Annotated in this window: 11 protein-coding genes; 3 read left to right on the forward strand and 8 right to left on the reverse strand. The window is 62.0% G+C overall.

Translation table 11 applies throughout. The annotated features are described in order from the left end of the window. Positions 1-8 precede the first annotated feature (8 nt). Positions 9-965: a hypothetical protein gene (locus tag NITMOv2_RS21780; RefSeq protein WP_053381830.1), complete on the reverse strand. Its 957-nt coding sequence runs from the start codon at positions 963-965 to the stop codon at positions 9-11. A 264-nt stretch (positions 966-1,229) separates the two neighbouring features. Here NITMOv2_RS21780 and NITMOv2_RS21785 point away from each other — a divergent pair, with 264 nt between their 5' ends. Continuing rightward, positions 1,230-1,613: a CBS domain-containing protein gene (locus NITMOv2_RS21785; RefSeq protein ID WP_053381831.1), complete on the forward strand. Its 384-nt coding sequence runs from the start codon at positions 1,230-1,232 to the stop codon at positions 1,611-1,613. Between the two features lie 84 nt (positions 1,614-1,697). Here NITMOv2_RS21785 and NITMOv2_RS21790 read toward each other — a convergent pair whose 3' ends face one another. After that, entirely contained in the window at positions 1,698-2,405 is a 708-nt protein-coding gene (locus NITMOv2_RS21790) for a response regulator transcription factor (RefSeq protein ID WP_053381832.1), read from the reverse strand. 253 nt (positions 2,406-2,658) lie between these two features. Here NITMOv2_RS21790 and NITMOv2_RS21795 point away from each other — a divergent pair, with 253 nt between their 5' ends. Together NITMOv2_RS21795 and NITMOv2_RS21800 are read left to right on the forward strand one after the other, a co-directional pair. After that, entirely contained in the window at positions 2,659-3,639 is a 981-nt protein-coding gene (locus tag NITMOv2_RS21795) for a PstS family phosphate ABC transporter substrate-binding protein (protein WP_053381833.1), read from the forward strand. Positions 3,640-3,665: 26 nt separating this feature from the next. After that, the gene (locus NITMOv2_RS21800) at positions 3,666-4,400 is read left to right on the forward strand and encodes a hypothetical protein (RefSeq protein ID WP_145976476.1); all 735 of its coding nucleotides are present in this window, start codon (positions 3,666-3,668) and stop codon (positions 4,398-4,400) included. Here NITMOv2_RS21800 and NITMOv2_RS21805 read toward each other — a convergent pair. The 6 genes from NITMOv2_RS21805 to NITMOv2_RS21830 all read right to left on the reverse strand — a co-directional run bounded on the left by NITMOv2_RS21805 (position 4,397) and on the right by NITMOv2_RS21830 (position 11,885). Beyond that, positions 4,397-5,872: a porin gene (locus tag NITMOv2_RS21805; RefSeq protein WP_053381835.1), complete on the reverse strand. Its 1,476-nt coding sequence runs from the start codon at positions 5,870-5,872 to the stop codon at positions 4,397-4,399. The two genes, NITMOv2_RS21800 and NITMOv2_RS21805, sit on opposite strands and share 4 nt — an antisense overlap. A 116-nt stretch (positions 5,873-5,988) precedes the next feature. Then, a complete protein-coding gene (locus tag NITMOv2_RS21810; protein WP_053381836.1) occupies positions 5,989-7,401 on the reverse strand; it encodes an AAA family ATPase in 1,413 nt (470 codons plus the stop codon). 8 nt (positions 7,402-7,409) lie between these two features. Next, on the reverse strand, positions 7,410-8,252 hold the full coding sequence (locus NITMOv2_RS21815; protein ID WP_238590418.1) for a CpsD/CapB family tyrosine-protein kinase: 843 nt from the start codon (positions 8,250-8,252) through the stop codon (positions 7,410-7,412). Further along, positions 8,249-9,994, reverse strand: coding sequence for a Wzz/FepE/Etk N-terminal domain-containing protein (locus NITMOv2_RS21820; protein ID WP_053381838.1), 1,746 nt, complete (start codon positions 9,992-9,994; stop codon positions 8,249-8,251). The genes NITMOv2_RS21815 and NITMOv2_RS21820 overlap by 4 nt, the downstream gene beginning before the upstream one ends. 33 nt (positions 9,995-10,027) lie before the next feature. Then, positions 10,028-11,218 (reverse strand): hypothetical protein, encoded by a 1,191-nt coding sequence (locus NITMOv2_RS21825; protein ID WP_053381839.1) that lies wholly within the window; start codon positions 11,216-11,218, stop codon positions 10,028-10,030. Positions 11,219-11,270: 52 nt separating this feature from the next. Next, positions 11,271-11,885, reverse strand: a complete 615-nt coding sequence (locus NITMOv2_RS21830; RefSeq protein ID WP_238590419.1) for a polysaccharide biosynthesis/export family protein — start codon at positions 11,883-11,885, stop codon at positions 11,271-11,273.

Consider the following 11,885-nt stretch of genomic DNA (forward strand, 5'->3'; position numbering starts at 1 on the left):
GGGCTCCCTCACCGCCACGGGTCCGCTCGCTCTGCCTGCGCGACCGCCCCGACGCCCGCTACTCCGAGCGCCATCGGATCTCTCCGCTCATCCAGACCGAGCGGCTCGCGCCGGAGTTCGGTGCCGCTCCGCGAGCGATAGACCAGTTCGTCGGTCTGGACGTCGTATTCGGGAATATCCTGATTCTCCCAGCGCTTGGTGAAGTACTGGTAAAAAAGCGTATAGAGGCCATGATGGTTCACATTATATTGAAAGACGTATTCGGGCATCGATCGGACATCCAGCCCCGTGTGGTAGTGCTGGAGCCAGAGATAGTCGCCGAGAATGATCATCCGGATGTGCGGGCGATCCGAATAGAGTTTGAGGCGGATGACCTTGCCCGTGGCCCGCAGCCGTTTGATGAAGGCGATCGTCTCCTTGAGCTCCTCGCGAAACCGATCCGGCGAAATATCCGGGTGCGAGAGCGATTGCGCCCTGCGCGCGGCCTCCTCGCTGAAGGGGTTGAGGAGCAGCAATTTGGCCTCCAGACAGGTGTCCAGCAGCGCGTGAAGTTCGGCCTTGTCCCCGACGACGCTCCCCCGGCCGGTCACCCCGATGGCCAACACCGTTCGCCCCAATCCGTCGCGCTCTTTCAGTTCCCGGATCCGTCTCTCCGCTGCGGGATCGTGGGCGGGAAAGAACGAGACGAGCCCCGCCGCGTCGGCCAAGTCGGCATGGCGACGATCTTGGACGCTGCGCCAGAGAAAGTTGAACAACATGATCAGCAGCACGGCGATGGCCACTTCGACCGTCAGCGACACGACACGTTCGTGCTCCACGCGGCTCCAAAACGAGAGGAACTGGCGGGCCAGACTGGGCAACGACCAGGCCACGCCGGCGCTCACGGTGACGACGACGGCGTGAAACAACAACGAGCCGACTTCTGTATGGAAATGGCGGACGCTCGGTCGAGACGGCCTGGGCATGATGCTCCTCGCGACGCTGGCCTTCATGAAGCTGTCCTTCCAGCATCTCCGGTGGACGTTACAGGCTCGTAAATTCCGCACCAACAAGCGGTAACACTTTCGCGCGGCGGTTCCAAGGCGGTCGCGCGGGCCCGAGCGCCGCTTGCTACGGGAGAGACGCGGCTCGCCGGACAAGAGCGAAATTTACCGCCCAGTAACAATGCCCTGACACGGCTGCAACCGCTGGCTCGTACGATGAGAGCATAACCACTAAGGAGGAGCCCGATGGTGACAGTGGGTCAACTGATGAAGCGGGAACTGGTTGCGGTGGACGCGGGCACGTCGGTGGTCGACGCAGCGAAACTGATGAAGGCCTGCAACGTAGGGAGCGTGCTGGTGAAGCAGGACGGCGCGACGGTGGGCATCGTCACCGAGGCCGATATCGTCAAGAAAGTGATCGGCGCCGACCGCGGCGCCTGTTTCGTTCCCGTCGAAGAGATCATGAGCAGTCCCGTGGTGGGAATCGAAGAACGGCGGCCCTTGACGGAGGCCGCCGATCTCATGGCCAAACACCACACCCGACATCTTGGGGTCACCAAAGGCGGCGCGATGGTCGGCATCCTCTCCGTGCGCGACCTCCTGCGTCCCGTGTCGGTCGACGACTTCTAGGCTCGCGTCTCCTCGTTATCGCAGCCGCTCGTCCGCACGGGACGTGAGGACACCGCTCCGCCGCGCCTTTTTCTGACGACGGAATTACAGCGTCCGCAGCTTGTAGCCGATGCCGCGGACCGTGACGATGGAGCGGGGGCTGGAGGGATCCGTTTCGATCTTATGGCGGAGTGAATGAATATGCACGTCCAGCGCATGCTCTTCGAGCGCATAGCCCTCACCCCACACGCGGTTCAGCATCTCCTGCCGGGAGAAGACCCGCCCGGGTGATTCCATGAATTGGCGGAGGATCTGAAACTCTTTCGGGGTCAGGTCGACCAGCCGCCGATTGACGGTCACTTCGTGCCGATCCAAGTCCATGTGGATCGGACCGACCGTGTAGTGCGTCGTCGCGTCGGCCCGCCGGTCCTGCCGTCGGAGGATGGCGCGCACGCGCGCCACCAGTTCGCGCGCGCTCTGATTGCATACGACGAGGTCGATGTCCCGCTCATAGTCCTGGAGGCATTCGTCGTCCGAACAAGGCGTGGGGCCGTGTTGCACGGCGACGATGGGGACGGCAAACAGGGACCGCCACTGGCGCAGAAGCGACGTCGTTGCGTACCGCCGATCGATGACGATCACGGCCGGCGGCGAGGCCTTCGCTTCGGCAAGCGCGGCGGCCTCGCTGGTGACGACCGTGCTCTTGGTGCCGCCGGACTCCAGTCCCTTCTTGAGCGCCAGCGCGAGCGGTTCGGCCGTGAGGAAAATCAGTATGGAGTCGCGCACAGCGATCGTCGAGGCCCCGGTGGTCATGGCGTGTGATACTAGGAGAATCCCCGGCACGGAGTCGTTAGCCCGGTGTTAATTGTCGGTAAACTTCCTTGACGCCGTAGTCCATAGAGCTGTCCCGAGTTAACGCGGAGTTAACACCGGATTGATTATCCGGAAACGTCGCTTTCTTAGAGTAGTGCGGATTGCGGTCTCAACGAGGGTACGCGGAGGCAGGATACCGATGAGTATGCGTTGTCTGAGGGTATGGATCCACTTGACTTGCCTGGGGCTTGTCATGCTTGCCCCGTCGGGCACTTCCGGGCAAGTGCGGCCGGAGCTGGACCCTCTTATCCCGCCTTATCAATTCAGCGAAGCCGTCACCGGCAAGTTCTCCGTCGCCGGATCGGACAGCATGAAGCCGCTGATACAAGCCTGGGTGGAGGAACTGAGGCGCCGCCATCCCGGCGTCCACATCGCCATAGACAGCGCCGGCTCCCAGACAGGCCTCCAGGCGGTCCTTGAGCACCGGGCTGAGGTCGCCGCGATGTCACGGCGCATGACGGCGAAGGAGATCGGCGAGTTCGTCCGGGAGTACGGGTACGAGCCGACCGAGATCCCGGTGGCCGTCGACGCCATGGCGATCTTCGTGCATCGCGACAATCCGGTCGCCGGTCTCTCGCTGGAAGAGCTCGACTCGATATTCTGCGTGCAACGGCGGCGCGGATTGAGCTACGTGGTCGACTCCTGGGGGCTGGTGGGATTGATGGACGAATGGTTCGACGCCCCGATTCACCTCTACGGACGCAACGGCAATTCGGGCACCAGCTACTTCTTTCGGGAAGAGGTCTGCAAAGGCGGTTCGTTTCGCCCGCAGATGGTCAACGGGGACGGGTCGGCCTCCGTCGTGCTGGACGTCATGAACGATCGGCAGGGGATCGGCTTCAGCGCGGTCGGCTATCGCACCTCGATGGTGAGACCCGTGCCGATCGCGGCAGTCAAGGGCGGGCGCTACGTGAAGCCGACCTTCGAGAACGCCATGAACGGCACGTACCCGCTCAGGCGCCATCTCTACCTCTATCTCGCCCAGCAGACCAACCAAGCCCCGTCACCGCCGATTGCACGGTTGGTGCAATTCGCGTTGAGCGCGCAAGGACAGCAACTCGCCTTGGACCACGGGTACTTTCCGTTGACGCTGCAAGAGATTACCCGGCTGCAGGCCAAATGGTCGGCCGTCAAGGCCGCGCTTGTGCCTACGACTCCCCGTCCGGCAAACTAGCGCTTAGTTCGGCCACCGGGAGGTCTGTGCGGAACCGACACTCACCCATCCCCTTGCTTGCCCTGGGCGCACTGTCGGCCATGCTGGGCTGCCAACCGGCCGCGATCGTCACCATGGCGCTGTACGAGACGCCTCAGGCCTACGTGCGTCTGCAGACCGACCCGGCGGCCACCGGCAAGGATGGACACAGCCATCCGGCTCATATTAGCCCAGAGATCATGGCGGCGGCGCTCGCAGGCATTGTGATCGAAGAGCCGGCGACCCGCCTCCCCGTCTATGACGACCTCTCTCAGCCGAGGCGGCGCCAGGCTTTGACGGATAAAGAGATCGCGCAACTGGCTCCCCTGCTCAGTCTCGCGTTGGAGAAGGCCACCCCGGAGGAAGTGGTCGCCTTCTACGAATCCGTCAGATTTCCCGGGGGAAGACGGGAAGTGACGTCAGGCGGGCTGTTCGTAGTCGGGGATGAGCTGCATGTCATCCTAAGCAACCTGCGTTCCGACGCGCGTTACATGGCGGATGTCGGCGCTGCGGATCACCAGGACGACCGCATGACGCCCATGCGGCCGATCGCACCGCAGCCTGGATCCCTGTCGTTTACACCGAAGTCCGCCGCCCGAGATCCGGCCCCCGCAGGGCTGAAAAGGCTACTGTATTGGGACCGCCGGGAACTGATCATCCACTATCGGCATCTGGCGCCGCGGCGGTTGGAGTCCTCTGTCCCAACTTCCGGCACTTTACCTGAGCCGGGCTCCTCGCGCTAGAAGTTCCACTGCAGCTGAAAGCGAATCAGATTGCCGGAGTTGCGCTGATACGGCGTTTGCAAACACCCGATGTTGTTCACTCCCGGGGAATTCCCGAAGCTGGTACAGGCGACAGGATCAAACTGGCTGTCGGACGAGTTCCGGGATGTGAACGTCCCCATCACGGTCAACTCGAGCGCACGGTTGAACTGATATTCCAAACCGATTTCGAGTTCCCGCACGGAGTTCCGCGGTACATTGCCTTCGCTCTTCCGGCCGCCGAAATATTCCTGGTACCGGACAAAAGGAAAGACGTTCAGGCAATAGGTGTCGCATTGATAGTTGTAAAACAATTGCACGTAGCCGCCGCTGAGACTGCCGGTGACGACCTCGGTCCGGTCCCTGTTCAGCTCCGGGCCGCGGCCGATGGTGTATTCCGCCTGAATCCCGAAGGGCTGCGGATACAGCACGAAGTGCCACGCCACCCGTTCGTCCAGATAGTTGCCGCCGTTTCGCAGCACGGGGGCCACGGGAATGGCCTGCCCGGCGGAAGAGGAGCCGGCCGGGAAGAATGACGGATTGACCGGAACGACCGGAGACGCCGAGACGCCATACTGTCCGGTGTAGGCATCCATGCCGATTTCGACCATTTGGTGATTCACGAACGGCAGCTCGAACGGATAGGTCGAATGGAAGACCACGTGCTTGTTCTTGTTGAGATCCCTGGCATTGGGGCCTTGTCCATTGTAGATGCCGATGCCCAGCATGCCGTAGTCGCCCGAGCCTTTGAGGCCGCTCTCCACGAGACGGCGGAACCGCTCACGAACCGCCGTCGGTGCATAGTACAGAAAGATGCCGAGATCGCGCTCGTTCGGGACGGCGCTGTTGAGCGCGTCGTTGCGGTCGAGCGCGAGGCGGTTTTGGCTTGACTGGATATTCTCGAAGCCATAAGGGACCTTGGACAACCCCGCTCGGATGCGCCACTCCTTGTTTTCGGTCAGAAACAGGTCGGCATAAAAGTCGCGCAGCGCGGCGACTTGTTCCGTGCCGCTCACGAGACTGGCGAATTCCGGCTGGATGTAGAAGAACACGCGCTCGTGAGGCTGGCCGCTGATGATCACGCGGCCCCGGCGCAGAAAGAACTCGTTGTTCCTCCCGATGGAGCGATCCCCCTGATTACTTAGGAGTTCGTCGCGATTCAACGTATGGTTATAGCGGAACTGGGCATAGCCGCGAAGGCTGATTTTTTCGTACCAGCGCTCCCGCACCGGCACATCCCCGACTCCCCGGCTCTCTTCGAACTCTTTGGCCTGGCGCTTTTCCTCTTCGGCTTTGAGGCGGACCCATTGGTCGATGCTGATCTGTTTGTTTTCCAGGAGCATGTCTTCGAGCCGTCCCGCCCACGCGTCGGTCGCATCCGAGGACAGCGCGAGACCGGCGACAACACCGGCCCACAGGCAGGCTTTCACGCATGTCCGGATGTGATGGCGCATCGATCCCCTCACTGGCCGCCGCGGAACCGCGCCGGGCCAGCGGAGGATAGGGACGATTGATTACAGGGAGGTTACGGTGCGTTCCAGGATGGGTAAACTCGTTCCGGGAGATGACCTTACTTGAGCACCAAATCGTCAGGCTGCGACCCGCTCCGAAACTGTTGCCAGTTCTGTCTGAGGGAGTAGAACCACGAGAACGGGAAAGAACGGCCGTTCTCGACAGGTTCGAGCCGTCCGGCGATATCACGGAAGGCGGGATTGGTCTGGTGAATCTGACGATATTGTTCCTGGGCGGCTTCGCCCTGGCCTAACTGGTCGAGCGTGAGCGCCAAAACATACCGGACGTTGAGAAGGTCCGTGGCCTTCGCCCCGTTCACGCTCAGGGCATGGCGGAACGACGACGCGGCGTCCTCGAGCTTGCCGATCGCGCGTAAACACAATCCCCGTTGGGCGGCCGTTTTGAAGCGATACGCCGGATCCTGACCCGCCTGGTCCAATTTCTTCAGGGCCTTCCGGTACTGGCCGGCCTTTTTCAGCGCCAATGCTTCTCGATAGGACTCGTATCCATCTTCCGGCAGGACGGCAGGAAGCGGCACGACGATGCTCGTCGCCGCGGCCGGCGCCTGCACCGGCTCCGGCGCAGGCGGCTCCAGGCCTCCGGTCTCTTCCTGTACCTTGACTGGATCGAGTGGGATGCCGCGCGGGTCCACCAACGACGGCAGAATCCCCCCGGCGGCGCGATCCATCGCCACCTGCCGGACCAGCGACGACGAGATCCGTTCCGCGCCTTCACCGAATCCGTAGGCCAGGGACAGGTCGCAGAGTTGATTGATGACGCGCGGCGTCCCGCCGCTGAGTTGGTGCAGCAGAGAACAGGCGTAATCCGTGAAGAGCGCGGGATCGCCGCCTGCGACCCGTAGGCGGTGCCGGATATACGCGAGCGTATCGTCCTCGCCGAGCGGATCCAGCGCGTAGTCGACCGCCACGCGCTGCGCCAGCTGCTTCATATCCGGTCTCGTCAGCAAGGCCCGGAGCGTCGGCTGGCCGGCCAGCATGATCTGAATGCCGCTTTGGCGGCCGTCATTCACGTTGGACAGCAATCTCAACTCTTCCAGCATCTGGAGGTTGAGGTTCTGCGCTTCGTCCACGACGAGGAGGACTTGTCGACCTGCGGCGAAGCATTGTCCGAGAAACGCCGTGAACGCTCGGAAATATCCCACCGCGTCCTGTCCGGCTCCGTTCAGTCCGAACGCATCGGCCACCCAAGGAAGGAGCGTGTCGGCATTGGGATGGGTGGTCGTAATCATCCCCACAAGACAACGTCCCGCGCTCTGCTCAAGCACCTTGTTCAAGAGCGTCGTCTTGCCGGTCCCCGGCTCTCCGGTCAGCACGGTGAACGCCGCGCGATTCAGCAATCCGTACTCCAGGACGCTCAAGCCGGCCTTGTGACGGGTACTCAGGAACAGAAACTCGGGATCCGGCAAGAGCGAGAACGGCTTTGAGCGGAACCGATAAAACGATTCATACATGGTGGTTCCTATGGTGCCGGCTTGGTTTCCAGGGCGCCGAGGCGCCTGAGTTTCGACAGACTGAGTTCGTCCCGTCCGTGCTTGTTCAACACGGTTCCGAGAATCGGCGTGCTTCCCTTCAAGACTTGCAAGGCTTGTTGGAGCTCCGGCTCCGACGTCTTGCCTTCCTCCACCACGAGGAGCAACGCGTCCAGCTGGGGGGCAAACGCCAGTACATCGGCTCGTCCCAATACCGGAGGAAGATCGAACACGACCACTCTCGACGTATAGCGATGCTTCAACTCTTTGCTCAAGGCCGACATGCGGGGCGTGGTCAGCAGCTCCGCAGATTGCTCTGTCGCACGACCTGCCGGCAAAAAGATCAGCCGCCCAAGGTTGGGATAGATCAGCAGCTCTTCGATCGGCCGGCCGTCGAGCAGAAACTGGGTCAATCCCTCCTGCACATCCAAGCCGAATTCGCCCGGAATCCGGGGTGAGCGCAAATCGGCGTCAACCAGCAACACGGTGTGCGTCGGTTCCGCCGCCATGGCGATGGCCAAATTGATGGCGGTGAGCGTCTTGCCTTCGCCGTCCCGCGGGCTGCTGATGCCGAGGACGTTCCATCCGTTCTCTCGCAGCCGGTGCAGCACCTGAGTCCTCAGGATTTTGTAGGCATCGGCAAAGGGTGAATCGTGGCCGATCAGAATCCGGTGCTGCCGGAGGACGTACGGAGGGATGACGAGAGAGCGCGTCCGGGAGTAGATCACAGCCGACTGCGAGGCAATGTGCCCGCTCGTGAAACGCGGGGGCGCCTGAGCCGACCGGTGCTGTTCGCGCACCCGTTCCATCGCGCTTTGCAGTTTATCCATCATGACAAGCCCAACTTTCTGAGCGCCGCAAACCAGACCACATCAAGCGGGTACCCCAGCACCAGCACGACAATCAGCGAGACTACCAGCACGCCGGCGCCGGCCGCAGCGAATCGCACCCGACGGCGGACCATGCGTCTCACATCATCCTCGTTGGGCATATACGGGATGACCGCCAGAGGAGGCAGACCGGCGAGCCTCCCGAGCTGTGCAGCGCCGCGGATCGACCGGTCGAGCTGTTCCAACACCGTCCCGCTGCCGATGCCGCCGGCAACAGCCAGAATCAGACCCAGGAACATGATCACCGGCCGATTGGGCTTGTCCGGTTTCTCGGGCAGGTCCGGCGGATCGATGAGCGAGAAGCGCTCGCCTTTTCGTTGAATCTCCAACTCCTTCGAAACCTCCGCCTCCAGCAGACGGGACATGATCTCCTGGTGCTTGCGCACGGATTCTTCCCGGTTCCGGCTGAGATCCAGGTAGGTCGGCTCGATTTCAATCGTCCGCTCGAGCCGGCCTGCGAATTCCTCCACGCGGCGCTTGATGCCTTCCCGCGATTTCCGAAGCGATTGTAGCGACGCCGTAGTCGACGAGAGTTGTGCGCGGATATTGATATAAGCCGGATTCTCCGGCTTGATCGTGCGCGCCTGCGTGCCCGCCGCCAGAACACGCTCGAGTTCCTGCTCAAGAGAGGCGACGATCCGGCGTGACCGGATGACGTCGGGATGCTCATCGCCATACCGATCGACCAGTCCCGCCAGTTCCGCCCGCTCGCCGCTCAGCTTCTTATGCAATTCTTCGGGCGCGGCATGCCGCCCCGTTTCTCTTTCCAGGGCGGCGATCTCCTGCTGCATCTTCAGCACATCTGGATGCTCCGCGGACAGGTACCCGATCGCGCTGGCATACTGAGCCCGCAACGCCTTCAAGCGTTCGGCTGAATCGAGAATCCGCTCTCCCCCGGCCGCGATAATCGGCGTGTGGGGCTTCAGCGTGGCCAGTTCGCCCTCGAGGTAAGCTTTCTTTTCCTCCAACGCCCGGATTTCCCGGTCGGCATCCTGGAGTTCGCGTTCGGCCTGATTGAGCATCGTCATGTTGAGCGACGTCAATTCCGGCAGGGCGCCGTCCGCCTTCTGCTTGATCGCGGACAACTGCAGCTCCAGCGCGCCGATCTGTCGCGCCAGCGTCTCGGATTCTTTTTTCAAGAAAGCCGTGGTTTCTTGCGCGTGGCGCTCCCGCGTCTTGAGATTTTCTCCCAGAAACAGGCTCGTCAGTTCGTTGGCCACCTTCTGCGCGATGTCCGGACTTTCCCCGTCGTATGTCAGCGTGAACGCGATCGTCGCCTGCGTCGCGTTTTGCGTCCGTTTGTCGATGACCTTGGCATTGATGACGTCAACGCGAATGTCCTTGGTGAACCTTGCCAGGACCTCCTCGGTAGGACTATCCCGGCGCAAGCTGGCGTACAAGCCGTACTGCTCCACGATCTTCCACAAGGTCGAGCGGGTCATGATCTGCTGCTTGATCGTCTCGATCCGCTGGTCGGCATAACTGGTGATGGCGGACCGGACGATGTCCGAGGGAATCTCCTGCTCTTCGATCAGGATGGTCGCCGTCGAGCGATAGGAGGGCGGAAGCACGAACGCCACCGCCACTCCGGCACTCGCGATGGCAAGCCCGACGAGAAGCATCGGCAGCTTACGGCGCCGGAGGATGCCCACCATGTCCTTCAGGTCGTGTGTCGGCTGTTCCATCACCTGATCCTTCCGGTTCGTCCGTCCGACGCGTTAACGCGAGAACGAGAGTTTCGGCACTATGTACGTGAGCCGCAGAAACATGGAGTGCCCGTGGCTCCGGTCGTCGTTCGCATCGATCTGCCTGTCGGCATAGGTGTACGCGGCTTCCAGTGTCCACCATTGAGCGAGTTTCCACGTGACGGCGGGCGATACGGTGATGACCCGTGTCTCGGCGATCTGGATGCCGCCGGTCCCTTGGACGGGAACGGCCTGGACCAGGTAGACCGCGCCGGCCAGCGAGACGGTGACGTTCTCGGTCACGTCCTTGCTGGCGGCCGCTCCCAAGCGATCAGTCCGTAGAAGCACTCCCAGTCCGCTGACGTTGACGTCGCGGCTGGCGTCGAGACTCGCCTGCGCATCTTCCCACTTGGTCCCGATCGAACCTCCGAACGCCCAAATGATTTGTTTATCAGCCAGGGAGGTGCTTCCGACCGTGAGGGTCTGATCCAGGAACTTCGGCCCTCCGAACACCGTCCCGCTCGTGGATTCCGAAAAGGCGTGCGTGAAAGAAAGCGCCGCGCCCGTATTGCCGATCTTCAGCCCGTTATCGGGTATGTCGACCTTCGAGTATGATCCGGTCAATTGCACAGTGTCGCGCTCCGTCGGTTTGTACGACGCCCCCAGGTTTCCGCCGTGGAGATCATAGTCAAACAGGCCCAGTCGGCTTCCGTTTTCATAGGTCGCGTTCGCGAACTGATACCCGACCTGGAGCGAGAGGTTCTCGGTGACCGTGCGGGTCCATGACGGACTCACCGACAGCATGTTGCGCTGGGTAAAACTCAACACCGCGCCCGTCTGCCGCAACTCCGACATGAGCGTGTTGTCCCGGGTAAATCCACCGTCGAGGCCGAATACATCCCGTTCGGAGGTATAGCGGACGGTCAGCGGGAAATAGAGGTTCGTCAGCGACCGGTTTTGATCGCCATAATAGGTCACAAAATCGGCGGCGGCCTTCCCGCTGACTTCCAATCGTTCGGTGGAACCGGCGAATCGAACCGAGGGCGACATCCAATGTCCCCAGACCTCGCCGGGAATCGATGACAGCGTCAGGTTACTGTTGTACTCGCCTTTCACGGCCATCGATGGCTCTGCCGACCACTCGGCGGCGCCCGTCTCTCTCACCGCCATGCACACGAGACCGCCCACGATCACCCCCACGATAAGAACCTGCCGTCGTGTCATCTGGAGTCCCTGATCGCATCCTCCGCCCCGCGAAGAATACTCCCTTGCTTAATCAGGGAACGACCACGACGTCGCCGCGTTCCAAAATGATATTCTGGCTCAGGTCCTTCCCCTTGCGGACATCTCCATAGCGAAACTGAAACACCCGCTGCTCCCCGCGGTCGCGACGCATGACGCGAATGTCGTTTTCGGCGGCGAACGGGGTCAGCCCGCCCGCCAGGCTCAACGCCTGGAGGACGTCCGTATAATGGCCGACCAGGAATTCCCCCGGCTTATTGACCCGGCCGATCACGTAAATCTTGTAGCTCAAAATCTTCGTGGCCAGGACCGACACGTGCGGATTCGGCATAAATTTGGCCAGCCGCTTGACCAATTCCAGCCGCAGATCCTCGACGGTTCTGCCGGCGGCGGGGATGTCTCCGACCAGCGGGAACGAGATCATGCCGTCCGGCCGCACGACCACCTCCTGTGTCAGATGCTCGTCCTTCCACACGGAGATCTTGACCATGTCTTCCGGGCCGAGCAGATAGGACGCATCGGCCGCGGGCGGCGGCTCGCTGCCGTTCGGAAGCGACGCAGCGGCGGCCTCGCCGCCCTGGACGAGCCGGCAGACCGACAGGCACAAGACCAGGACCGGCATCATGATGGACGTTGGCCACAGCTTCAT

The sequence above is a fragment of the Nitrospira moscoviensis genome (genome assembly GCF_001273775.1).
GTDB lineage: Bacteria > Nitrospirota > Nitrospiria > Nitrospirales > Nitrospiraceae > Nitrospira_D > Nitrospira_D moscoviensis.